This window comes from Microbacterium sp. NPDC087868 (assembly GCF_044900755.1).
In the GTDB taxonomy this organism is placed as follows: domain Bacteria; phylum Actinomycetota; class Actinomycetes; order Actinomycetales; family Microbacteriaceae; genus Microbacterium; species Microbacterium galbinum.
Genome location: NZ_JBJDNO010000003.1, coordinates 350820 through 373620, shown reverse-complemented (window position 1 = coordinate 373620; position 22801 = coordinate 350820). Strand labels below are relative to the sequence as shown.

The 22801-nt window shown below is 65.3% G+C and carries 28 protein-coding genes and 1 tRNA gene; 19 read left to right on the top strand and 10 right to left on the bottom strand.

The genetic code is table 11. The features are described 5' to 3' along the window. Positions 1-15 precede the first annotated feature (15 nt). The gene (locus tag ACI2JZ_RS12060; protein ID WP_247632905.1) at positions 16-1023 is read left to right on the top strand and encodes a LacI family DNA-binding transcriptional regulator; all 1008 of its coding nucleotides are present in this window, start codon (positions 16-18) and stop codon (positions 1021-1023) included. Next, a complete protein-coding gene (locus tag ACI2JZ_RS12055) occupies positions 1020-2024 on the top strand; it encodes a LacI family DNA-binding transcriptional regulator (RefSeq protein WP_404597707.1) in 1005 nt (334 codons plus the stop codon). The genes ACI2JZ_RS12060 and ACI2JZ_RS12055 overlap by 4 nt, the downstream gene beginning before the upstream one ends. Positions 2025-2046: 22 nt before the next feature. Here ACI2JZ_RS12055 and ACI2JZ_RS12050 read toward each other — a convergent pair whose 3' ends face one another. Next, positions 2047-3312: an MGH1-like glycoside hydrolase domain-containing protein gene (locus ACI2JZ_RS12050; protein WP_404597705.1), complete on the bottom strand. Its 1266-nt coding sequence runs from the start codon at positions 3310-3312 to the stop codon at positions 2047-2049. Then, complete coding sequence (locus ACI2JZ_RS12045) at positions 3309-5057, bottom strand: hypothetical protein (protein ID WP_404597704.1); 1749 nt, start codon at positions 5055-5057, stop codon at positions 3309-3311. The genes ACI2JZ_RS12050 and ACI2JZ_RS12045 overlap by 4 nt, the downstream gene beginning before the upstream one ends. Before the next feature lie 190 nt (positions 5058-5247). Here ACI2JZ_RS12045 and ACI2JZ_RS12040 point away from each other — a divergent pair. Beyond that, positions 5248-5337, top strand: a tRNA-Ser gene (locus ACI2JZ_RS12040). Between the two features lie 55 nt (positions 5338-5392). On the opposite strand, the gene ACI2JZ_RS12035 is transcribed toward ACI2JZ_RS12040, so the two are convergent. Further along, positions 5393-6025 carry a tyrosine-type recombinase/integrase gene (locus tag ACI2JZ_RS12035; RefSeq protein ID WP_404598129.1) on the bottom strand — a complete coding sequence of 211 codons (633 nt, stop codon included), beginning with the start codon at positions 6023-6025 and terminating at the stop codon, positions 5393-5395. A 404-nt stretch (positions 6026-6429) separates the two neighbouring features. Here ACI2JZ_RS12035 and ACI2JZ_RS12030 point away from each other — a divergent pair, with 404 nt between their 5' ends. After that, on the top strand, positions 6430-6801 hold the full coding sequence (locus ACI2JZ_RS12030; RefSeq protein WP_404597703.1) for a DUF402 domain-containing protein: 372 nt from the start codon (positions 6430-6432) through the stop codon (positions 6799-6801). A gap of 5 nt (positions 6802-6806) precedes the next feature. Here ACI2JZ_RS12030 and ACI2JZ_RS12025 read toward each other — a convergent pair whose 3' ends face one another. Then, positions 6807-7829, bottom strand: coding sequence for an IS30 family transposase (locus ACI2JZ_RS12025; protein ID WP_404598127.1), 1023 nt, complete (start codon positions 7827-7829; stop codon positions 6807-6809). A 278-nt stretch (positions 7830-8107) separates the two neighbouring features. Beyond that, positions 8108-8953: a M23 family metallopeptidase gene (locus ACI2JZ_RS12020; protein WP_404597702.1), complete on the bottom strand. Its 846-nt coding sequence runs from the start codon at positions 8951-8953 to the stop codon at positions 8108-8110. Positions 8954-9175: 222 nt separating this feature from the next. On the opposite strand from ACI2JZ_RS12020, the gene ACI2JZ_RS12015 reads away from it, so the two are divergent. Together ACI2JZ_RS12015 and ACI2JZ_RS12010 are read left to right on the top strand one after the other, a co-directional pair. Beyond that, on the top strand, positions 9176-9679 hold the full coding sequence (locus ACI2JZ_RS12015) for a hypothetical protein (RefSeq protein WP_404597701.1): 504 nt from the start codon (positions 9176-9178) through the stop codon (positions 9677-9679). Positions 9680-9727: 48 nt separating this feature from the next. After that, positions 9728-9976 carry a hypothetical protein gene (locus ACI2JZ_RS12010; RefSeq protein WP_404597700.1) on the top strand — a complete coding sequence of 83 codons (249 nt, stop codon included), beginning with the start codon at positions 9728-9730 and terminating at the stop codon, positions 9974-9976. Here ACI2JZ_RS12010 and ACI2JZ_RS12005 read toward each other — a convergent pair. Continuing rightward, a complete protein-coding gene (locus ACI2JZ_RS12005) occupies positions 9973-10248 on the bottom strand; it encodes a hypothetical protein (protein ID WP_404597698.1) in 276 nt (91 codons plus the stop codon). The genes ACI2JZ_RS12010 and ACI2JZ_RS12005 overlap by 4 nt on opposite strands. Before the next feature lie 310 nt (positions 10249-10558). Between ACI2JZ_RS12005 and ACI2JZ_RS12000 the strand changes: the two genes are divergently transcribed. Continuing rightward, positions 10559-11737 (top strand): Fic family protein, encoded by a 1179-nt coding sequence (locus tag ACI2JZ_RS12000; protein ID WP_404597697.1) that lies wholly within the window; start codon positions 10559-10561, stop codon positions 11735-11737. A gap of 125 nt (positions 11738-11862) precedes the next feature. Next, complete coding sequence (locus tag ACI2JZ_RS11995; RefSeq protein ID WP_404597696.1) at positions 11863-12204, top strand: hypothetical protein; 342 nt, start codon at positions 11863-11865, stop codon at positions 12202-12204. 161 nt (positions 12205-12365) lie between these two features. On the opposite strand, the gene ACI2JZ_RS11990 is transcribed toward ACI2JZ_RS11995, so the two are convergent. Continuing rightward, positions 12366-12641, bottom strand: coding sequence for a hypothetical protein (locus ACI2JZ_RS11990; protein WP_404597694.1), 276 nt, complete (start codon positions 12639-12641; stop codon positions 12366-12368). 34 nt (positions 12642-12675) lie between these two features. On the opposite strand from ACI2JZ_RS11990, the gene ACI2JZ_RS11985 reads away from it, so the two are divergent. The 4 genes from ACI2JZ_RS11985 (at position 12676) to ACI2JZ_RS11970 (ending at position 14931) form a co-directional block, all read left to right on the top strand. After that, positions 12676-12861, top strand: coding sequence for a hypothetical protein (locus tag ACI2JZ_RS11985; RefSeq protein WP_404597693.1), 186 nt, complete (start codon positions 12676-12678; stop codon positions 12859-12861). 94 nt (positions 12862-12955) lie between these two features. Beyond that, a complete protein-coding gene (locus ACI2JZ_RS11980) occupies positions 12956-13234 on the top strand; it encodes a hypothetical protein (RefSeq protein WP_404597691.1) in 279 nt (92 codons plus the stop codon). Positions 13235-13327: 93 nt separating this feature from the next. After that, positions 13328-13723 carry a helix-turn-helix domain-containing protein gene (locus ACI2JZ_RS11975; protein WP_404597690.1) on the top strand — a complete coding sequence of 132 codons (396 nt, stop codon included), beginning with the start codon at positions 13328-13330 and terminating at the stop codon, positions 13721-13723. A gap of 344 nt (positions 13724-14067) precedes the next feature. Further along, positions 14068-14931, top strand: a complete 864-nt coding sequence (locus ACI2JZ_RS11970; protein WP_404597688.1) for a GyrI-like domain-containing protein — start codon at positions 14068-14070, stop codon at positions 14929-14931. An 18-nt stretch (positions 14932-14949) separates the two neighbouring features. On the opposite strand, the gene ACI2JZ_RS11965 is transcribed toward ACI2JZ_RS11970, so the two are convergent. Together ACI2JZ_RS11965 and ACI2JZ_RS11960 are read right to left on the bottom strand one after the other, a co-directional pair. Beyond that, on the bottom strand, positions 14950-15519 hold the full coding sequence (locus ACI2JZ_RS11965; protein WP_404597686.1) for a cysteine hydrolase family protein: 570 nt from the start codon (positions 15517-15519) through the stop codon (positions 14950-14952). After that, positions 15519-16547, bottom strand: coding sequence for a zinc-binding dehydrogenase (locus ACI2JZ_RS11960; protein ID WP_404597685.1), 1029 nt, complete (start codon positions 16545-16547; stop codon positions 15519-15521). Before ACI2JZ_RS11960 ends, ACI2JZ_RS11965 begins: the two co-directional genes overlap by 1 nt. Before the next feature lie 88 nt (positions 16548-16635). Between ACI2JZ_RS11960 and ACI2JZ_RS11955 the strand changes: the two genes are divergently transcribed. Both ACI2JZ_RS11955 and ACI2JZ_RS11950 read left to right on the top strand, forming a co-directional pair. Then, on the top strand, positions 16636-17190 hold the full coding sequence (locus ACI2JZ_RS11955; RefSeq protein WP_404597683.1) for a TetR/AcrR family transcriptional regulator: 555 nt from the start codon (positions 16636-16638) through the stop codon (positions 17188-17190). A 14-nt stretch (positions 17191-17204) separates the two neighbouring features. Further along, entirely contained in the window at positions 17205-17831 is a 627-nt protein-coding gene (locus ACI2JZ_RS11950) for a GyrI-like domain-containing protein (protein WP_404597681.1), read from the top strand. A gap of 35 nt (positions 17832-17866) precedes the next feature. Here the strand turns inward: ACI2JZ_RS11950 and ACI2JZ_RS11945 are convergent, their stop codons facing one another. Next, the gene (locus tag ACI2JZ_RS11945) at positions 17867-18514 is read right to left on the bottom strand and encodes a LysE family translocator (protein ID WP_404597680.1); all 648 of its coding nucleotides are present in this window, start codon (positions 18512-18514) and stop codon (positions 17867-17869) included. Between the two features lie 105 nt (positions 18515-18619). Here ACI2JZ_RS11945 and ACI2JZ_RS11940 point away from each other — a divergent pair, with 105 nt between their 5' ends. The 5 genes from ACI2JZ_RS11940 to ACI2JZ_RS11920 all read left to right on the top strand — a co-directional run bounded on the left by ACI2JZ_RS11940 (position 18620) and on the right by ACI2JZ_RS11920 (position 22599). Further along, a complete protein-coding gene (locus ACI2JZ_RS11940) occupies positions 18620-18964 on the top strand; it encodes a hypothetical protein (RefSeq protein ID WP_404597679.1) in 345 nt (114 codons plus the stop codon). Between the two features lie 8 nt (positions 18965-18972). Further along, positions 18973-20925: an alpha/beta hydrolase gene (locus ACI2JZ_RS11935; protein WP_404597677.1), complete on the top strand. Its 1953-nt coding sequence runs from the start codon at positions 18973-18975 to the stop codon at positions 20923-20925. Further along, on the top strand, positions 20922-21542 hold the full coding sequence (locus tag ACI2JZ_RS11930) for a hypothetical protein (protein WP_404597676.1): 621 nt from the start codon (positions 20922-20924) through the stop codon (positions 21540-21542). The genes ACI2JZ_RS11935 and ACI2JZ_RS11930 overlap by 4 nt, the downstream gene beginning before the upstream one ends. A gap of 122 nt (positions 21543-21664) precedes the next feature. Continuing rightward, complete coding sequence (locus tag ACI2JZ_RS11925; protein WP_404597675.1) at positions 21665-22261, top strand: hypothetical protein; 597 nt, start codon at positions 21665-21667, stop codon at positions 22259-22261. After that, positions 22258-22599 (top strand): hypothetical protein, encoded by a 342-nt coding sequence (locus ACI2JZ_RS11920; protein ID WP_404597674.1) that lies wholly within the window; start codon positions 22258-22260, stop codon positions 22597-22599. Before ACI2JZ_RS11925 ends, ACI2JZ_RS11920 begins: the two co-directional genes overlap by 4 nt. The last annotated feature ends 202 nt before the right edge of the window (positions 22600-22801 follow it).

Here is a 22801-nt window from a genome sequence, read left to right as displayed (position 1 = left end):
CGAAGGAGGCCGCGCATGGCCCGAGTCGGAATCCGTGACGTGGCGGTGCTCGCGGGTGTGGCCGTGGGTACCGTGTCGAACTACCTCAACCACCCCGACCGCGTCTCGGCCGACAAGGCCGAGCGCATCCGCGCCGCGATCGACTCGCTCGGGTTCGTGCCCAGCAACGCCGGTCGGCAGTTGCGCCTCGGGGTGAGCAGCGCGATCGGCTACATCGCGCCCGACGTGAGCAACCCGTACTTCGCCGAGATCGCCGAGAGCGTCGAGCTGCGCGCCAGCGAGCTCGGCTTCACCGTGTTCCTCGCCAACTCCCACCGAAGCCGCGACCGCGAGAACGACTACATCCAGCTCTTCGAGCAGTACCGCGTGCAGGGACTGCTCATGTCGTCGCACCTGCCCGTCGAAGACCGCCTCGCGCAGGTGCGCCGTCGCGGCACGCCCTCGGTGCTGGTCGGCCAGCGCGGGCAGTCCGACGAGCAGCCCTCCGTCTCGCTCGACGAGGTCTCGGGCGGGCGCCAGGCGATGCAGCACCTGATCGAGGTCGGATGCCGTCGCCTGCTGTTCGTCGGTGGCCCGCTCGACATCCCGCAGGTCTCGGGGCGTCTGGCCGGTGCGGGAGAGGTCGTGCGCGAGTTCGGGGCGGCGACGCTCGAGGTGATGGACGAGCCCGATCGCACGGTGCGCGGCGGCAAGCGGATCGGGGCGGCGCTGCTCTCGCGTCCGGCGGACATGATGCCCGATGGCATCTTCGCCGCGAACGACCTGCTCGCGCTCGGCATCATGAACGCGCTCGTCGCCGGCGGGGTCGAGGTTCCGCGGCAGACCGCGATCGTCGGCTACGACGACATCGAGTTCGCGGAAGCCTCGCTCATCCCGCTCACGAGCGTCATGGGCCGCCACGATGGCTTCGGCATCGCCGTGGTCGACCTGCTCTTCGACGCGATCGGCGGCAACGCGATCGCCGCGCCGCATCGGATGTTCGAACCCCAGCTCGTGGTGCGCGCGAGCACCGGGAGGGCATGACCGTGGCCGCGAGCATCCGCGACGTCGCCGACCGCGCCGGGGTGTCGGTGGGCACCGTCTCGAACGTGCTCAACCACGTCGACCGCGTCAAAGAGGACTCCGTCCGGCGCGTGCACGAGGCGATCGCCGAGCTCGGGTACGTGCGCAACGACGCCGCCCGTCAACTGCGCGCCGGGCACAGTCTGATGGTCGGCCTGGTGGTGCTCGACGTGCGTAACCCGTTCTTCACCGAGCTCGCCCGCGGCGCCGAGCGCGAAGCCGCCCGACACGGGCTCTCTGTCGTGCTCGCCAACAGTGACGAGGACGTCGCGCAGGAGGCCCGGCACATCGACCTCTTCGAGCAGCAGCGCGTGCGCGGCATCCTGCTCTCGCCCTATCAGGAGGCGGGACCGCGCCTGCGCCGGATGCGCGACCGGGGCATCCCCGCCGTGCTCGTCGATCGGCGCGGCGCCGACGACTCGTTCAGCAGCGTCTCGGTCGACGACGAGACCGGCGGGTACCTCGCGGCTCGCCACCTGCTCGACACCGGGCGTCGCCGCATCCTCTTCGCCGGCGGCCCCCTCGACATGCGTCAGGTGGAAGACCGCCTCGGCGGTGCACGCCGCGCGATCGCGGAGGTGCCCGGCGCCGTGCTCGACACGCTTCCCTCGGCGGCGTCGACGGTCGACGCCGGTCGTCTCGCGGGCGATCAGGTCGCCGCACTCGCGGCGTCGGAACGCCCGGACGCGATCTTCTGCGCCAACGACCTCGTGGCGCTCGGGGTGCTGCAGGGACTGCTGACGAACGGCATCCGCGTGCCCCAGGACGTCGCCCTGATCGGCTTCGACGACATCGACTTCGCGGCGGCTGCGGCCGTGCCCCTCTCGTCGGTGCGGCAACCGAGCAACCTCATGGGCGAGACGGCGATGCGCCTGCTGCTCGAGAGCGCCGACGACCCGGGCCGTGCGCCCGAGCACATCGTGTTCCAGTCCGAACTCGTCGCGCGCGCCTCGACGGCCTGAGCCCTGGCCCGCCCGCGCGGCCTCAGAACTCCGCGACGACCGGGCGTCCGTCGAGGTGCGCGATGAGGTTGAGCACGAGGAAGTTCCAGTTCTGGAAGTTGCGCGTCATGATCGCCTCCCCGGTGTCGGGGTTGTAGAACTCGTGCAGGCATCCGGTCGTGGCGAGGTCTCTGCCGAACAGCTCGACGGTCTGCTCGGCGAGCTCGCGGGCGTCGTCGGCGAAGCCGTACTTCTCGAGGCCTCGGAAGACGAGGTAGTTGCTGATGCCCCACACCGGTCCGAGCCAATTGGAGGGGTTGTTCGACGCACGTAGGTTGTAGGGCTTCTCGAGGCGCGACAGGGTGCGCACCCCGAAGTTCGCCCGGAACGTGCGAGTGTCCTGCAGGCGTTCGCGCATCCGCTCGGCCTGCTCCTGCGACGCGAACCCCGCCCACAGCGGCAGGAAGCTCGACCAGTTGTCGACCCGCAGCAGGAGTGCCGACCACGATCGCGGAGCGCCGCTGTGCAGCCAGTCGCCGCCGTCGATCTCGCGGAAGGCCAGGTCGGCGCTGTAGTAGGTGCCGTCGCGCTCGTCCCACAGGTGCGTGTTGATCGCATCGGCGAGGTCCTGCGCGCGTCCGCGCCAGCGGTTCGCCTCGGGCAGCCGGTCGAGGTCTTCGAGCAGCGACCCGAAGGCGAGCAGTTCGCGGTAGAGCAGCGAGTTCAGGTAGATCGAGGCCGTGCTGCGGTCGGGGCGGTAGTAGACCGAGGGATCGTTGTCGACGCCGATCGCGAAGTCGGTCTGCCAATACGCCAGGCCCGTCTCGGCGTGGATGTGGCTCTCGAGGTAGCGCTCGAGGAACGACTGGATCACCGGGATACCGTCACTGATCCACTTGGCGCTGCCCCGGCGACGGCTGAGCAGTGCGGCCTGCTGGGCGATGATCGGCTTGTGCATGTTCTGCGAGAACCCGGCGGCGCGCGAGGGGTCGCCGTGCAGCAGCGGACCCTCGGGCTTGAGCAGCAGCGGCATCACGCCGTCGGCGTCGGTGTGGTCGAGGAAGTTGCGGATCGTGCCCTCCTCGTAGGGGCCGAAGCGTCCCGCCTCGCCGGTCTCGAGCTCGACCTGGCCGAGCACGACGCTGATGAACCAGGAGTCCCAGTCCCACAGCGCGTTCGAGTAGTAGGGGGAGTCGGGCGAGCTGGGCACCGTGTACGGGTGGGCGAGCACGCCGGAGGGCTCGCGGGTCATCTGCGTCGCGTGCTCGGTGACGTAGGTGCGGAGGTCGGACTTCCAGGTGTCGATCATGCGTGCGGGTCCTCGGTTCGGGGGAGGGAGATGCGAGTGAAGGCGGAAGGGGCGAGCGCGACGGCTGCTTCGCCGCGGTCGGTCGAGATGTGCAGGGAGCGCGGCTCGTCGGCGATGTTGGCCACGAGGATGTCGTCGCCGGCGTCGGTGCGGGCTCCGATCGCCCAGGTCAGTCCGTCGGCGCTGGGTCCGGTGAGCAGCGTCGCGCCGTCGCGCGCCGCGAGGGCGGCGAGCGCGTGCAGCGCGGACGCGACGGGGAAGTCCTCTCCGTCGGACGAGCGGATGCCGCGCGGCCCCCACTCCTCGAACCACACGAGCGAGGCCACTCCGGGCACAGCCAGGGCCGCGGCGCTCGCGATCGTCCAGGCTGCGAGCTCGGGTGCCTGCTGACGGTCGTCATCGATGCCGGTGAACTGCGGGCCGTAGCCGTCGCGCAGGTCGTCATGCGGCGAGAGCGGTTGGGGGGAGGCGGCCACGTCGTTGAAGCGGGGGCGGAGGGAGACCGGGCCGATGTGCACGGGGCGCCCGGCCGCGCGCACGACGGTCTCTTCGGCGACGAGGCGCTGCATCGAGACGGACTCGACGATCTGCTCGGTGTCGGCCGAGTGGAACAGCGGGGTGACCGTGACCGCGATCCCGTCGAGGTCGTCGGGCAGCCGGTGCAGCTCGCGGTTGAGTTCGGTGAAGTGCGAGCGGCTGCCGCCGATCACCGCGGGCGTGCGGCCGTGCGTGGAGAGGGCGGCGCGCAGCAGATCGATCGCCTCGCCGTCCGAGACGTGCCGGGCATCGCTGACCTGGTGGAAGGCCGTGGCGCGCACGAGGTCGATGCCCGCGAGGGCGGCGACGGCATCCGATATCTTCTCGGGCGCCGCCGGGTCGATCACGAAGCGCACGTCGAGGGGGAGACCGGAGGTGGAGGCCCGGGCGACGGCCGCCCGCCAGTCGCGACTCGCGAGGTCGAGCTCGACGAGCAGGGTCGTGCCGACGGGGTCGACGACCGGAGCGGGATCGGGGGCGGATGCCGCGGCGACCCCGACCGACGGGAAGGGGCCGGCAGGGGTGAGGCGGATGGTGTCGGACGCGGCGCGGATCTCGGCATCCGCCGTTTCCTGAACCTGGATCCGGAGGGCCTGCACGACGTGCTCGCCCTCGATGACGCGGTAGGGGAAGGGGAGCGAGAGCGGCCGGTTGTAGGTCTTGAACGAGGCATCCGTCCAGTTGCGCTGGTCTTCCATCTCGAACACGTCGCCGTCGAAGGCGAGGTCGACCCGCGCACCGTCGTGCGTCCAGCCGAGGGCGGTGATGTCGAAGACCGGCTGGTGCGCGCTGATGCGTCCGGGGAACGCGGTCTGCTCGGTCGTGCCGTCGGAGTGGCCGACCTGCAGGGCGGCTCCCGCGACCTGGGGTGGGTGCAGAACGACGAGTCCGGTGCGGTTGGTGTCGACATCTCGCGTCGCCCGCAGGTCGAGGGCGACGATGAGTTCGGCGGCGTCGGACGTGGCGCGGAGAGTGCCCTCGAACGCGGGCTCGGTCGTGCGCACGGCGATCTCGAGGCGCGAGTCGTCGCCGGTGATCTCGCCGACGGTCAGGGGCAGGGTGTTCCAGTCGCCGTCGCGCACCACGGCGCGGATGCTGCGGAGCACCCGATGTCCGCGCCACTGCAGGTCGGCGAGCTCATCGTCGCGGCGCTCGATCGTCCAGTCCCCGAGGGTGCGCTCGTCGCGTTCGGGGCGGTTCCACGTCATGATGCGTCCTTGCACGGGGTGGGCCGTAGCCCGGATTGGTACGTTTCAATCCTGCCGTACGCGCCGGGTGTCGGGCAAGGCGAGCGGGGGAATCCGGCGGGGATCGGACCGGGTTCGGTCCCGGTTCGTGGGATGCCGCGGAATCCGTTACGATGGCTAGGTGCATCCGAGCTTTCGGGCGAGGATGCCTGGAGACGTCGCATAGTCCGGCCTAGTGCACCACCCTGCTAAGGTGGAGACCTCTTTAAGGGGTCCAGGGGTTCAAATCCCCTCGTCTCCGCACTCAAGAAAGCCCCGATCCTCTTGGAAACACTGGGATTCGGGCCTTTCCTTTTTCAATCTGCCACGCTTTTGCCATCAACCACGGCGTTGGCAAGCGCATCGATGCGATCCAAAAGCGTGTCGATGTCGTCGTCGAACAGATCCGCATAGATGTCGAGCGTCATGGCTGCGGACTCGTGACCGAGCATCCGCTGGATGGCTTTCACGTTCCCGCCAGCACTCACAGCAATAGAGGCTGCGGTGTGTCTCAGTGCATGTAGAACCATCGGCTCGACGCCCGCTGCTCGCAACGCCGACTTCCACCAGGACTTCGATCCCTCCGAAGCGCGAACGCGTCGCATATAGCCACCGTGCGGGCCGGGGAACACTAGGTCGTCATCGCCATTGACCACGGATGCCAGAGCATCAGCCACGATCCGCGGAATCGGAACCTGTCTCGCGCCGGCGCGCGTCTTCGGGGTTCCCTCGTGAATCGTGCCGAGCGTCTCTACTGCGTTCCGACGCACCAAGAGTCGACGGCGTGCTAGGTCGACGTCCTGGCCTCTGAGTGCGATCGCTTCGCCCCACCGCAGTCCGCAGTACCCGAGCATGAGCACAAGCGCTCTGTGCTTCCCTGAGGCGTCTGCTACGGCGTGTAGTTGCTGTGGTGCAAGGTAGCGGTGCTCACGAGACCTGTCGAAAGCCAGAAGTGTTTATCCCCGCGAGCATGACCGTCGTCTGGCGCATCTTCGCCGTCTACTTCGCCGTCTTCAAGTAACAAGTACGCGCAGAAGACCCCCACCTAGTCTCCGGGGGCGGATTCCAGAGATCGTTGCAACACGACGAGTTTCCATCGTAGGGTTTCCGGATGGACGCAGCTCGGACGCTCTTGAGGTATTTGTATCCTGACGGGCGTGTGCAAGCCGCTCTGCCCCTTCGAGTCGTCGAGACGTCGCCTGATCTCGTGGCGGGATGGCTTTCTTCGGGCTCTGAGATCGCGTATTGGGCCACTGAACGAGGGGCAGACCCTCGCTCGACCCCGCTGAATTCAAGGTTCTCCCAATTCCTCACTACCGCGCGCCGAATCTGGAGCGGCGGAAGCGTGCTTCGAGTGATCCCACTGACTCAGCCGTGGCAAGTCCTTCACTTCTGGAACCCAGATGGGACGTTCGCCGGGTGGTACGTCAATCTCGAGTCTGAGAAGCATCGCGATCGGCTAGGGCTGGTCGCTGTGGATTGGCATCTGGACCTCTTGATCTCCGCCGACTATGAGGTTGAGTGGAAGGACGAGGACGAGGCGGCCGCTGCGGTTCAGACGGAGTACTTGCGCGAGGAAGACCTTGTTCGGGCGCGAAGTGCAGGAGATCTCATCGCTGCCGACCCACGCTCGTTCATTCGCGACCTCGGGCTCTGGCACCTCTCATATCCTCCGAAGACGCCCGAGCCGGCCCTCGAGCTCCCACCTGGATGGGATGTTCCGTGAATCGCTCACCAAACACCAATTAGCGTCGCGAGGCGTTCGGCTGGGGTGTCCCATTCGAGTGTCTTGCGGGGCCGGGTGTTGAGCTCGTGGGCGATGCGCTCGAGTTCGGTGGTGTCGTGTTGGGCGAGGTCGGTGCCCTTGGGAAAGTACTGGCGGAGGAGCCCGTTGGTGTTCTCGTTCGAGCCGCGCTGCCAGGGGGATGCGGGGTCGCAGAAGTAGACCGGCATGTCCGTGGCTGTAGTGAAGGCTTTGTGCTGTCCCATCTCGCTGCCCTGGTCCCATGTGAGAGATCGGCGTAGGGGTGTGGGGAGTCGTTCGATGGTTGCGGTGAGAGCGTCGCGCATTGATTCGGCGCCGTGGTCGTCGGGGAGATGGACGAGCATCACGTAGCGGGTGGTGCGTTCGACGAGGGTGCCGATCGCGGACTTCTGATTCTTTCCGATGATGAGATCGCCCTCCCAATGTCCGGGAACTACTCTGTCTTCGACCTCAGCAGGGCGTTCGCTGATCATGACCATCGGGTCACGGAACCGCGGCTGACGGCGCTGTGCATGCTGGCGGGGCTTGCGTCGCGCGCGGCCGGTCCGGAGCGCTTTGTGGAGATCGCGACGCAGCTCACCGCGCCCCTGAGCGTAGAGGGCAAGATAGATCGTCTCGTGAACTACGTGCATCTCCTCTCGGCCGGGGAAGTCCAGCCGCAGCATTCGGGAGATCTGCTCCGGGCTCCACCGACGCTCCAGTCTCTCTTGGATGTAGGCGCGTAGCTCTGGGCTCTGCCCGATCTTCCCCACCTTCGGACGTGGCAGGCGGGCGAGGGCGCGATCATGCGCAGCGAAAGGCCGGTAAGAGCCTGTGCGTGGGTTCCGGTTGCGGCGCACCTCCCTGCTGATCGTCGAGGCCGGCCGCTCCAAACTTGCAGCGATACGGCGAATTGACCACCCCGCAACGAGCCTGTCAGCGATGAAGATGCGATCCTCCTCGGACAGAAAACGGGACGACAAAGAAGCCCGGTACGTGCGCGGCCTCATCAGAGGTTTCGCGCCCGTACCGGGCTTCTTTGTCTGTGACGGGCGACCGTGTCGCCAGTGCTTCGTCGTGCGGTAGTTCACGCCCACGATTCTCGCGGCCTCACGGAAACCACAACCATCGGCAACGAGCTCAAAGAACCGCGCACGCTCCACGTGCTTCTTCCGACCATCGGGCTGGAGATCGAACTCCATCTGCAACTCCTGAGATCAGGTGTTGCAACGACCACTAGAACCCAAGGGGCCGGGTGGGGGTCTTTCGTCGATCTCGACTCTGGTCGCTAGAGCGTACTTACTTTCGTCCAGATGTCGTTCGAGCGGGACCAGAGCTTGCCCGGAACAACGGCAAGGGGCTTGTCCTGGGGGATGCCCCGGGAAGCGATGTACGAGGCGAACATCCATCCCTCAAGCTTGACGATTCCGTCAGATGGATCGCGGCGCCAAAGGTTGGTGGGCGTGAAGTTATGAAGGTTCACCGCCGGACCGAGGCCGTTCGTGGTGGACTCATGTCTGATGTACTCGGTGCCGATCGTGTAGATGTGACCGGTTTCGTTGTTGCGGATGACGAGGGTATCTGGCACTTCAGTCTCCTTGGGAGGGGGTGGCGGTGGTGGGGTGGTGCCGGCAAGCGGCGCGGTGCGGTTTCGGTCAACGAGTGGGTCGGGATCGACCTCGATGCCGTTGTGTCGAATCTCGAGATGAAGGTGAGCTCCGTAGGACTTACCGGTATTGCCGACGCGTCCGATGTAGTCACCGCGGCTTACGACAGTCCCGTACGGGATGCGTGTCCCTTCCTGCATGTGTGCGGAGATACTGACGAAGCCGTCGGAGTGCTGAATCCAGATGCTTTCGCCGAAGGCGCCCTGGCTTCCGGAGATGCCGCTGAGAGTGACGACGCCGTCAGCAACTGCGTGAATCGGCGTGCCGGGGCCCGGTGTGTAGTCGATTCCCGCGTGCCCGCCAGCGTTATAGCGACCGGTGAATCCCCGGGAGCGGTTGGAGTAGAAGGTGAACGGGTGGCCCCACTCGGGGGCCGCGAGCGCGGGGTCCGCATCGAGCCCGACGGCACCGAGCGCTGCAGCTCCGGCGAGGATACTGAGGAACGTCACCGCCGATCGACGTGTCATTCCGTTTTCGTTTCCTGCGGCCTCAGCGGGGACGTCGGGTTCGCCCTCTGCTGGCGGTTTTCTCGGTGGACTCATGACCCACAACATATTCAGGATTCGAGGGCGGGCGCTGTCCCCTCTTTGGCCTACAGACGTCTATGCGAAAGCATCGATATTGTCAGTCGGGGTGTGAGCTTTCGAGGTCGGGGGAGGGAAGCGGTCGGGCTTCCCTATGCTGAGGGGATGGTCGAGCAGTTCCAGAATCACATCACGCCGGATAGCCAGTGGTCGACGTACGAGGCGAACGTGCAGTCGTACCGTGGCCTGTCGATGTCGGCGCAGTCGCTGTATCTTGCGGTCGGTGCGATCCTGCTCGGTCTCGGGGACAAGGTGCCGTTCTTCACCGTGTTCGTGCTCGCTATGGTGACGACCTGGTACGTGTTCTTCCCCGTGATCTTCGCCCGCACCGCCGTGGTCGACTTCCACAAGTTCAACTTCGGGGAACGGTTCTCGAAAGACGGCGCGCTCCGGACCGCACGTGAGGACTCGAAGCTGTCCGAGCGCGCCTACGCGAACGTCCTCGGTGGGCGGCGCCTCCGCGCGAACGTCGCGTCGAACATCGACATGCCGCCCGGGCAGAATTTCCGCACCATGCGACAGACCCGCCTCAAGCTCGACGTGTTCATCCCCGCGAGCATGACGGTCGTCTGGTGCATCTTTGCTGTCTACTTCGCCGTCTTCAAGTAGCGACGAGCGTCAGACCAGCCTAGGCGGGGGCTCCGATAGGGTTCGAGGATGACCAGCAGCCAGTCAGCAGCCCTCGACATCACTCTCATGTGGATCACCGGAGCGGTTGCGCTGACAGCGTTGATGATGTGGATCGGTTACCTGATCACCCGCACCGCGGTGAAGAACGGGATGATTCGCGCGCACGAAGAGCTTGATCGCCGCGCGCTCGAGCGCGAGCGTGAGCGTGAGCGTGAGGAAGCGAGCCAGTCGCGACCTCCAAGGCTCCGCGAACCAGACTTCCGCGCGAACCTCTAGTCTTCGACGAGCTGCACTGCGTTGCCCCATACCCAGCATAGGAAGGTCTGCTCGCCTGCGCGGAACTCGATACCGGCGGCGAGGGGAGTCGAGCGCATCACCTTCGCCTCGACGCGCACGGCTTCGGGTCCGAACCGCACCCATGCACGCACCGAGGCTGGGCGCGGGTAGATCGTGACCGGCTGCTCGCGGATGTCGAGTTCACGATCGGTGAGGCTCTGCAGTGGGCCGTGCCTTGCTGCCTCGAGAATCGATCGGGCCTGCGATTGCATGTCACGGTACGCAGAGAGCGTCGCCCCAGGGTTCCCCATAGCCGGCAGTACCTTCCTCCGGCCGAGAGATTCGATTGTACGTCTCGGCTCCGACGTCGGCGGCACGTGGTGTCATCTACACGCCTTGGGGATCTGACCCCTAGCAACCTGGTTCCGATCCCCACTTGCTGCATGGCGGGGCCGCACCACGATTGACATTTCACTGCCGAGATTGTCAATCCGGAGCCGAAGTTGATGTTCTGACTACGCTCGCCCCAACAGTTGACATTGTTATCCACAGATTTTCAACATCCGGCCATGACTGACAATCATGGATCTCGAAGCCTTCGGTGCCTCGCCAGTGGGAAGCCTCGTCCCGATCGCTGGCCATGACGCTCGTTTTGACCGGCACTACAACTACTCGGCGTTCGTGCCGGCACCGCTTCCGGCAGCCGTGTCGCTGTCTCCCGAAACACTCGTGGTGATGTCAGAGGCCGACCGCGCACTCGGTCACATCAATGCCCGAGTTCAGTTCCTGCCCAACCCTGCTTTGCTCGTCCGCCCAGTCTTGGCGACGGAAGCGAAGGCGACCTCAGCGATCGAGGGTACCTACGCCACTCTCGACGAGATCCTCACGGCGGAGTACGTTGACGGCAACACCTCGAGAGAAGTAAGAGAGGTTCGAAACTACATCGAGGCGGCACTGAGGGCGCTCTCTCTCATCGACGACCTTCCGATCAGCAGGCGGCTCATCGAACCGCTGCATGCGATCCTGATCCGCGGGACGAGGGGTGACGGATACGATGCGGGCTCGATACGCCAGAGGCAGGTATTCGTCGGGGAAGAAGACGCTCCCGTAGAAGAGGCCCGGTTTGTCCCAGCCCCACCGGGTCGCATCCTCGAACTCGGATTCTCGGACTGGGAACGATGGATTAACGACGATGGCGTACGAATCCCGCTCCTCGCCAGAGTCGCGATGGCTCACTACCAATTCGAAACCTTGCACCCGTTCTCGGATGGCAATGGGAGGCTTGGGCGGCTGATAATCACGCTCCAACTGATTGCTGCGGGGGAGCTGACCCACCCGGTGTTGAATCTGTCGGCATGGTTCGAGCCTCGGAAGGCTGAGTACATCGATGCGCTACGAGACGTGAGCATCAGCGGAGACTTTGATCGCTGGATCCGAGTCTTCTGTATAGCCGTGAAAGAGCGTGCGGACGCCGCGGTTGCGACGGTGAACCGACTGTTCGAGTACCGGGACGATCTTGTGGCGCGGGCAACAGCAGCCGGATACCGCCGCATCGGAGTAGAGATCGGGGATTTCCTGCTTGGACAGCCCGTGTTCTCCGTGAACGAGCTCCACAACGGTATCGGAGTTGCCATCAACACCGCAGCGCGACGCATAGCCGAGTTGGAAGAACTCGGAGTGGTGCGCGAGGTGACAGGGAGCTCTTACGGGAGGTTGTACTTCGCCTCCCACGTGGCTCGACTTCTCGAGGCGCCTCACTAAGGAACTCCTAGAGGCCGTCGCGACTTCCAAAGTCCACCAGTTGGAAGGCTCGGCGCATGGTGACATTAACGTGAACCGGACACGGGTGGAACCTGTGTGGCCGTAGCCCTCACTATTGTTCGGGTATGAACTTTGATGAGACGGTTGCAACCCTTGGCATCCTGGCTTCGTGCCTAGCTTTCCTCTCGATGATCGCGGTACCTCTTTTGGGGAAGCACGTTCCGCGGTTCGCGGACCTCGCCGTGATCACCCAGTGGGTGCTCGCAATCGCCTCAGTGCTGGTTGCTGGTATCTCGATCGGCCAGCTCTCTAACGGCGACGTGACGCTCGGGGTCTCGTTAGGGATCAACACAGTGATCCTCGTCGTGATCGGGTTTGTGGCGCTCTTACTCGCAGCACTAGTTCTGGACGTGACCCGCCCTCGAAAGCGCACGGTGAGCTGTGACTGCGCGAAGGATGCCGCTTAGGCCTCGCGCGACTGTCTCAGCGTGAGCCTGTCGCGAGGATGATCCTGCTTGCGTCCGATCTTGGGCGACATCAGCCATGTATCGAGTTGAGCAGAGACGGTCGCGAGGAGAATGGCCGTCTGGTCCGGGGGCAGTTCGTGAACAGTCCCGACGCTCTGGAGCTATCTCATCACGAAGCCTCGGTCTCGCTTGGGCACGACAGCAAGGAGCGAGGTTATCGCGCCGGTCGCGTGCATCGCAGTCTTGAGTTGCACAGCTTCGTCTCTGGCCTCAGAGCGCACCGCTTCGAGCGTGAAGGCTCGAACGGCTAGTTGCACCTCAGCTACCCGCGTCGCGATCTGATCCCTGCGGCGTTCGCGGACTCTGATGATCTCGCCCACGGTGAACGTGAGGGCGGCGATGAGGGCAGCGACGACCACCCCGACGGATTCAGTCATTCCAGCAGTCTGGCATCGCGATTAGGCTCACGACATGAACGTGTACGAAGCGAAGGCGCGGCGTGACGGCAATCTCTGGTTCGTGGAGATCCCTGAGGTTGGCCTGTTCACGCAGGCGCGCACGGTCGACGAGATCGAGGTCATGGCCCGCGACGTCATCGCGATCAGCCTTGAGGTGCCGGCGGATTCCTTCGATTTGGATGTCACCACTCAGAAATGACATTCTGTCGATATCGACAGGGCAAGAGTCGATATCGACAAGTAAAGCAAATGCGTGCTCGACACGAGAATAAAGGGCCGCTATCGTCCTCGACATGTTGAATCCTGATACGGCCGAGGAAATTCAGAACATCGTGCGCGATGCAATCCGTGAGGAGCTTGAGCTTGTCGTGAACATCGGCGCTCTACCTCAACGTGTGGCGCTGAACCTCAAGGATGCTGCGGCGGCTTGCGGCTACAGCGTGGACTCGATTCGGTTTGCCATCGACCGTAACGAGCTTGTGCCGGCCTACGCGAACACGAAACCGGTCATCATGGTGGAAGAGTTGGTTCGCTGGGTGCCCACGCTGCCCGACCAGCCCCGACGTTTCTAGAACCATCTCTTCCGCCGCCGCCTGGAGCCGAGGTCAGCACCTACTGACACGATTTCTGAGTAGTGTCTCTGCTACGAACGAGAGCAGGTGCGCATGAGTAACGTCGAACGAGTGTTTCGAGAGATGATCCGTGAGGAGTTGGCTCGCACTCAGGGCGTTCCGGTCGCCCACTCCCTATCTGCGAAGGCCGTTGGCGCCGCTGTTCGAGCGGAGGCGGCTCGGGTAGGGAAGCACCACTCGGAGCTTGCTGAGGTGCTTGGCGTGAGTCGCCCGACGATAACTGGTCGGCTCAGTGGCGCGTACGAGTTCAAGCAGGCCGAACTCGAGAACATCGCCGATCTGCTCGGCATCACTCCGTACAACATCATCGAGTCAGCAGGCTTGGGGCAGAGATTCCACAGTGAGTCGCCGGACCCGTCCGAGGTCGCCCGCGTCTACGCTCGGGACATCTGGGCGCAACCAGCGAGGGCACGGCGTCGGAGCCGCTAGGCGGGCGGGGCAACTTCCTGCCACGTTTCTGCCACCAATCGTCGACCTTTCAGCAACCTCGAACCCGCTCAAAGCAGACGTAGATTCGCGGAACTACGCCGATCCGGATGTTGTCAACCGCTGGGGTGAGGTTTCAAATCCCCTCGTCTCCGCAGCGAAGCCCCCGAGTGATCGGGGGCTTTTTCGCGCTCTCCGGTGGAGTCGTGCCGCCGATCCATACCAAAGGGTACGGGCCGATCCTTTGGTATGGATCGTGGGTGCGACCCGATCGAATCCGTCCGGAATGATCGGGTGGGGGGAGCCGGACGCGCGGGATGCTGGGGGCATCCACGGAGGAGGAACGCATGATCGGCACGCTGAATGCTCTGGTCGACCTGGTCGAGAGCACCGACGTCGATGATCTCGATGTCGCCGGATTAGCTCGCGCGCGCGGCACCACGGAGTACCACCTGCGCCGGATGTTCTCGACGCTGGCGGGCATGCCGCTGTCGGAGTACGTGCGACGTCGCCGCATGACTCGGGCAGGCGCGGAACTCGTCGCCGGGGCATCCGATCTTCTCGATGTCGCCGTGCGGCACGGATACGGCTCGGTCGAAGCCTTCGGCCGAGCGTTCCGAGCCGTGCACGGGATCGGACCTGCCGACGCGCGCCGTGACGGCGGACCTCTTCGCACACAACCCACGCTCCGGTTCCGCCTGAGCGTTGAAGGGAGCACTCCCATGCACGTCACCATCACCCATCACCCTGCGATCGTCCTCGTCGGGCACGCGGTCGACGTCCCGCTGATCCACCGCGGGGTCAACCCGCGCATCCAGGAGCACATCGCCGCGATCGCTCCCGAAGAGCACGCGCGCCTCAAGGCGCTGTCGGATGCCGAGCCCACCGGCATCCTGGCCGTCACCGCTGACGTCGAGCCCGACGCACCCGAAGGCAGCCCCCTCACCTATCTGCACGGCGTGGCCCGGAAGAAGTCGTCGCCCGTGCCCGCCGACCTCGATGCGATGCCGCTGCCCGCTGGCTCCTGGGCGATATTCGCGGCCGACGGGCCGTTCCCCGAGACGCTGCAGAACCTCTGGGCGGCGACGGCGACCGAATGGTTCCCCTCGAACCCGTGGCGACTGCGGCCCGGACCCTCGATCGTGCGGTACCTGGAGTTCACCGGCACGCACGCGTCGTGCGAGCTCTGGTTGCCGATCGAAGAGGCGTGAGCGGGTCTGCGCCGCGCGTCAGCGACCCGATGCGCCCAGCGCGGCAATCAACTCCTCGGTCGTCGTGACCTCGGCCAGCAGGGGAGCGATCTGCGCGAGGTGCGCTGCACCGACGTCCGGGCGGAAATCCATGACGGCATCCGTCGGGAGCGCCACCGAGTAACCGAGCGCGTAGGCGTCTCGCGCGGTCGATTCCACCCCGATGCTGGTGGCGACGCCGGTCACGACCACCTGCGTCACCCCGCGGCGGGAGAGCTGGTCGTGCAGATCGGAGTCGGCGAAGGCGCTCCACGGTGCGCGACGGATGCGGATGTCGGCGGCATCCGTCGCCAGGGAGGGGAGGAGCTCGTCGCCACCGGCGGGCACCGCCGAGACCCCGTGCGCCTTGGTCATCTCGGTGCGCCCGGGCACCGACCCGCTGACCGTGGCGATGACCACCGGCTGGCCGGATGCCCGGAACGCGGCGGCGAGCGTGTTCGTGTTCGCGACGACCCGCTCGAGGGTGTCCTGCTCCATGCGGGGCGCAGTGGCGACCTGGAGATCGACGACGATCAGCGCGACGTTCTCGTCGAGGGGTGCGAGTGGCATCAGTCGTTCTCTCCGCCGAAGGTGACGACGACCTTTTCGGCCTGTCCGGGCGTTGCGGCGAGGGTGAGTGCGTCCTGCACGCGGTCGAAGGGGAGCTCGTCGCTGACGATCTGCGCGTACTTCTGCCAGTTGTCGATGATGTCGTCGGTCACCTCGAAGATCTCGGTGGGATAGCCCATCGACAGACGGATGTCGAGCTCGGTGGTCAGGAGCCCGCCGAGGTCGATCTCGACCGGAGCCTTGTGCACGGCGACCACGCTGAGCACGGCGCGCTTGCCGGCGACACCGAGCACCGTCCGGATCACCTGCGGCGCACCCGCGGCGTCGATGTATCCCTCGGTGGAGGAGCGCTCGCCGCGCAATCCGATGCCCGTCGACCGGCCGTGCAGCTCGATCAGCCGCGCGGCCACGTCTTCGGTGCGGGAGTCGATGACGGCATCCGCTCCGAGCGCCAGCGCCTTCTCGAGGCGGTTGGGCACGATGTCGATCACGACGACGTGCGCGACGCCGCGGCGCTTGAGGCTGAGCAGGGCGCCGAGGCCGATCGGGCCGGCGCCGAAGATCGCGATCCGGTGCTCCGGCGCGGGGTCGAGGCGGTTGACCGCGTGGCGGGCGACCGCCATCGGTTCGTTGAGCGCGGCCACGCTGAACGGCACGTGCGGTGGGATGACACGGAACTGCTCACCCGGCTTCGCATCGAGCAGCACCACGTACTCGCTGAGCGCGCCCTGCGCGCCGCCGGAGCCGAGCAGGCCGTCGACGGTGGCCATGACGTTGATGACGACGTGGTCGCCGACGGCGACGCCATCGACCTCGGTGCCGACCTCGACGACCTCGCCTGCCGGTTCGTGACCGAGCGGCGTCGCGCCCTGGCGCGGAGGGATGCCGCCATAGGTCGTGTACATGTGGTCGGAGCCGCAGATGCCGCAGGCGCGCACGCGCACGAGCACGTCGCGCGGGCCGGCGGTGGGGGCGTCGACGTCGACGACGGTCGTCTCGCCGGGGCCGGTCACCAGGACTGATCTCATCGGGGGCTCCATTCGGGTCGGAAGTTCACGCGGCACTTATGTTACACATGTCACATAAGTAGCGGAACACCTTCGGTACTCTCGACTCATGGCGGAATCTCGGATCGGGCGGCCCCCGGATCAGCGCACCCGCGTGGCCGCGCTCCGCGCCACCCGCGAGCTCCTCCTCGCCCGCGGCTACGAGGGCGTCGCGATGAGCGACATCGCCGCCGCAGCCGGCGTGCCGCGCCAGACGCTCTACCGCCGCTGGCCGACGAAGCAGGCGCTCGTCGCCGACTGCGTGCTCGACGACGTGCTGCCGGTCGAACTGGTCGTCGTCGCCGCGACCGGCGACCTCCGCGCCGACATCGACCTCTGGCTGCAGAGCTCGATCGCCTCGATCGAAGCGGATGCCGACGCCGCACTGTTCCGGGCGCTGCTCGTGGCCTCGGCATCCGATGAATCGGCGCGGCAGCGCATGGTCGAGCACTTCCTCGCTCCGCTGCGGAATGCGATCGAGCGTTCGTTCGCGGCGGCGGGGCGTGAGGGGCACGAGCTCGTCGCGGATGCGCTGCTCGGGGCGATGGTCGCGGCGATCGTCTCCCGCGATGCCGAGGCGCTGCGCCGCGTGCGGGACCTTGGCGACCTGCTCACCCGCGGATGACGGAAGGACTCGCGATGCCGGCCACCGATCTGAAGAAGACGCTCGACGCGTACCAGGCGAAGCGCGGGGTGTTCCGGCTCGTCGACGTGCCGCCGATGCAGTACCTGATGATCGACGGTGCCGGCGATCCGAACGTGTCGCAGGCCTACGCGGATGCCCTCGCCGCGCTGTATCCGATCGCCTACGGGGTCAGGTTCGCGAGCCGCGCGCAGCTCGGCGTCGACACCGTCGTCATGCCGTTGGAGGGCCTCTGGCATGCCGAGGACATGGCGTCGTTCACCTCGCGCCGCGACAAGTCGACGTGGCTGTGGACGATGATGATCATGATTCCCGACCATGTCACCGCCGAGATGGTCGAGGCGGCGCGCGACAAGGCCGCGGCGAAGAAGGATGCCTCGCCGAGCCTGTCGGCCGTGCGGCTCGAGACCTTCGACGAGGGGCTGTGCGTGCAGACGCTGCACGTCGGTTCGTACGACGACGAGGCGCCCGTGCTCGAGGATCTGCACCACCGCTTCATCCCCGGGAACGGGTTGGAGATGCGCGGCATCCACCACGAGATCTACCTCAGCGACGCGCGCCGGGCCGAGCCGGCCAAACTCCGCACGATCCTGCGGCAGCCGGTCGCTCCCGCCGGTCCCTGAGCGATCGAAGCGAGACGAAGGGCCACCGCCCGCGCTCACGCCGTCGCGGGCTTCTCGCTCCACAGCAGCAGGAAGGCGCCGAGCCCGATCATCATGCCGCCGCCCGTGGCCGACATGGTCGAGAGGCGGCGCGGTGAGCGGCCGAACCAGTCGCGGGCCGCGCTCGCGAGCAGCACCCAGATCGCGTCGCAGCTGACGCCGATCGCGACGACGATGACGCCGAGCACGAAGAGCTGCAGCGGCACGGAGCCCGCGTGCAGGTCGACGAACTGGGGGAGGATCGCGAGGAAGAACGCGATCGACTTCGGGTTGGTGAGCCCCACGATGAAGCCTTCGAAGAGCAGCCGGGTGCCGGACTTGCGCGTGGCTGGTGCGGTCGCGGCTGCGGCGGCATCGTGCCGGTGCCGGATCGCCTGGATGCCGAGGAACACGAGGTAGCCGGCGCCGAGCACCTTCACGATCGTGAACAGGATCACGGATTGCGCGATCACCGTACCGACGCCGAGGGCCACGGCGAGCACCAGCACGATCGATCCGACGGCGGTGCCGAGGATGCTGAGGAACCCGCCGACCCGGCCCAGAGCGATCGATCGACCGATGGTGAAGAGCACCGTCGGCCCGGGGATCACGACCATCACGAACGCGGCGACGACGAACGCGAGCAGCGTCTCGGGAGCGAACATGAGCCGATCCTAAAGGCATATCAATATGCTCTCCACAGATGCGGTTCATCTGTCTTCATTCGGGGTCGATGTGTCGTAATCTCGCCTTCGAGATCGGAGGTTCGAATGGTTGATGATGGATGGTCGGTATCGCCCGAGCAGGTATCGGTCGTGCTGCAGAACGTGGACGTGGCGGGGGAGCCGCTGGGGCAGGCGGTGAAGGATGCCCAGGCTCTCGCCGAGCGTCGCTCCGACCTCATCGTGACCGGGCGCACGACTCTCGCCGAGGCATGGGACGACTTCCTCGAAGTGCGCGCACTGGTGCCGGGGAAGGCGATCACCGCAGTGTCGAATGCGGCGGCCGCGGTGGTGGAAGGCGTGCTCGCGATCACGGCGGGTGATGAGGTCATGGCGCAGGAGTGGCGTGCAGGACATCCCGAGCTGTTCGAGAACGCAATGGAGCGAGGATGAGTGCGTTCGTGGCGCACACACTGCGCGAAATTCCGTCCTCCGCCGCGATGGCCCAGCTGGGCGCCGATGCCCAAGCCGTGGGAAAGACGGTGTGGGAAACGATGGACGCGGTCAACACGCAATGGTTGCTCATCGAGGGGGCGTTCGTCGTCATCCCGTACGGGACGCCCTCCGATGCGATGGGTTCACCGCTTCTTTCGACGAGTCTTTTTGCAGACGTCATGGCACAGGCCCGAAACGTGCTGGTGAATTCCTCCGAGGACGTGTTCGCGAAGCTCGAGCAGACGCGTGCTGAATTGCAAGGGACGATCCAGAACCTCAACGAGCGCCACTACGCCCACTCGTTGATCCTCGATCAGGAGATCGCCACCTTCCAAGCGGACCCTGCGAACGATCCGGTCGTCAACGGAAGAAACCACCCCGAGACGGATGCGTACAGCACCGCGAAGGTGAACTTGGGACTCCTCGATCAGGAGGCAGAGCAGCTCGCATTGAAAGTCGAGATGTTCAACCGATCCGTTGACCAGGCAGAACAGGATCTCGCCAAACAACTGCGGGGGCTGTCCGGCGGTGACGTCATCACACAAGCCTCCGGGGCGGCCGTCACCACCTCGCAGGCGTTCTGGGGACTAGTACCTCCAGGCCCCACGTCGGGACCAGGAACGGCGCCAAAGGCTGTGCCTCTCGGGGACTACCTCGACCTCGCGATCGGCGACGCGGCATCTGATCGCATCAATTGGTTCACGACAGCGGGCGCGCAGGACGTGAGCGATTGGCTGGCCGCCCACCCCGAGTTCTTCGCCACGATTGGCTTCATCCCGCCCGCGAAGGTGAATGAGATCTGGGACGGGCTCAAATCACGCTCGACGATGGACTCGTCGGGCGCTTGGATATCCGGGCCCCTTGCGACGCTATGGAATCGAGCGCCCGGGGCGATCGGCAACCTCAACGGCCTCAAGACCGCGGATCGCATGCCGTGGTCCGAGAAGGAGCTACAGCGCCTTCTCGATGATCCGACGCTTACAGATAGTCAGCGCTCCAAGCTTGAACTGCTCGACAAGACGGCCGTCGATGGGATGCGAGTTCTGTCTGTCTTCATCGATGACGGCGGCGCGCCGAGGGCGTCTCTCGTTCTCGGCGATCCGGATACGGCGGACCAGGTGATCACGGTGACTCACGGAATCGCTACTGACCTCGGAACGCTTGGCGAATGGGGAACGATCGCGTCGAACCTCTACCAACACGCGAATGAGCAGATTGAGCGCCGCGGCCTGGATGCGTCAACTGCTGTGGTCCTTCAGATGGAGTGGGATTCCGGGTGGGCGTTGACGGTGTGGCAAGAGAACCATCAGTCCGAGGGAGCGCGTCGGGAAGTCGCTCTCGTCGAAGGACTCCGGTATGCCAACCCGACTGCATGGCAGGAAGGTTGGGGGCATTCGCTGGGCACGGCAATGACAGCAACTGCTCAGAGCCAGGCGCCGGGTGTGTTCGACCATCTGACCCTTTTCGGATCGGCGGGGGTGACTCCCGCCACTGCGGAGGATCTGCGGCGATCGATTGCCGAAGGTGACGTCACGGTCTCTGCGACCGGTTCGCCGTGGGACTGGATCGCGCCTCTCGGGCGCCGTCCGTTCTGGTCATCGCACGGGATCGATCCGCGAGGGATTCCCGGCATGGATGTGTTCGGCTCCGATGGAGGATCGGTGCCGGACTTCATCACCGAAGGTTCAGAATCCGGCTTCGGTCTTCCGACGGGTGGACACAACGCTGGCGTTTCAGAGGACTTCTTCTATCGAATCCACCGTTCCCCCGGCTGGAATCCTGTTGTCTTCCCGGTCGAGGGCCCGCTCGCTCCGCTCTTGCTGATGCCGGAAGACAGTGTGGGCTACTTCGATCCACGCGGTGAGTCATTCAAACAGTCGGTCGCGGACTTTGCGGAGCGTGTGGAGGACCGCGGATGAAATACGCGGTGCCACGCTGGATTCAACTCGCCTCGATGTTAGGAGCAATTCTCATGATGGCAACGGCCTGTGCCCCGGTCGGCGCGGATCTCTATCAACAGGCGCGAGGCGTGAACCTCGTTGTAAAGGACGAGATCGCATCGTTGCAGCTGCGTGTCTTCGATGGCGAGTGGGACGTGCAGAAGTACGGGGACATTCCTAGCAAATGCGGGGCCGATGGATATCGATTCACGTTCGGACGCTCGACGCCCCAGAACGACGGCTGGCGCTTGCCCGACGGTTCGCTCGACCAGACGATCGACGCTCTGTCTGAGTGGTTAGACGAGCACGGATGGTCCGGAATCGTCGTGCGCTCTTACTCCGGCGACGTGCAGGACCTCGTCCTGGAAGCGCACAAGCCTTCTGCGCACATCGAACTTCTCGTCATCACAGTTGCCGCCGGACAGTCGCGGGACTGGATGGATATCGACGTGACGAGCACCTGCGAGCCGGGAAGTGCGGATGGGCTCGCCGACCTCATGTTCCCAGACGGGTTGAACGGGCGCGACTGGTCACAGCCGGAGCATCCGGCGGCTGAGCCGAGGTTCGGCTTCGCTACCCCCACACCGAGACCGTGAGCGCGAGACGGCCGGCCAGCTGTGGATAACTTCCGATGATGCGCTCGGACAGCAGGCGCACTATTCCGGTGTGCATAAGTGACCGGAGATCATCGACATCCATTCGTCGAGCCCCTGTCTTGATGGTGATGGGTGCGCTTCTAGCTGTCATGACAGGGTGCTTCCCGAGCAGTTCCGACCTATACAACGAGGCGCGTGACGTCTACATGAGCATGAGGAGTGAGATTGCCGCATTGCAACTGCATATCTTCGATGGCGAGTGGGCAGTAGGTGAGTACGGCGACGTGCCGAATGGCTGTGGCGCGGACGGATACAACTTCTACGTTCAGCGTGGAACGCCGCTCGAGAGCAACTGGCGGATGTCGGCACCGACAGCCCCGGACATGGCGGACGAGCTGATGGATTGGCTCGAGGGCCGTGGGTGGACGGGAATCGTCGGACGGACTTACGCCGCTGGAGTCTCATCCGTCACCGTTGAGGCGGAGAAGAGATCGAGTTACATCGATGACTTACTCATCACGATCTCCAGTGGCGTGGAGAACGACATTGTCACGATACGCGCCACGAGTACGTGCGAAGCAGGAGACCGTTGGGAACTCAGAGAGCTCATGTTTCCGGATAATCTATTCGACTACGACGTCGTTGAGCGGGAGCATCCTACGGAGACTCCCAAGTTCGGCATGGCAACTCCGGCCCCAACCGCTTCGCCCGAATCATGATCGAGGACAACGGGGGTACACCGCCGACTACGCCCGTCCAGTCGCCGACAGCGCCGAAAAAGCGCGACAGAGCCGAGACCTTCGGCGCGATCGTGGTGTTCACGCCACTGATCGTCACTGGGTTGTCGTTTGTCATCCTGGCGGCGCCGATCTACGGCATCATCGGGCTCGCCATCTTCGGCTATCTCGCGATGGCCTGGTGGGTGTTCGGTGTGGCCTCGCTGTTGGTTCTGTTCTTCGCGCTGTGGGGCAACCGGCGGGCGGCGCTCTATGGGGCGCTCGGAATGCTCGAATCGCTGGTGCTGGGCATGATCTACTCGCAGTTCCCGGGCGCATGAGCGACGACATCGAGCACGCGGCCGAGCCAACGCATCCATATGTCCCGAACTGGGCGCAGCGAGAGCGAGCACGCGCTGCGGCCTGGATGACAATGGTCGCGGCGGGTGCACTCTGGATGGCATTCCCGCTCTGGACGATCTGGTCCGTCTACCTGAACTTCGTCCCGATCTGGCAGTACGTGCAGTACGGGGTGTCGATCGT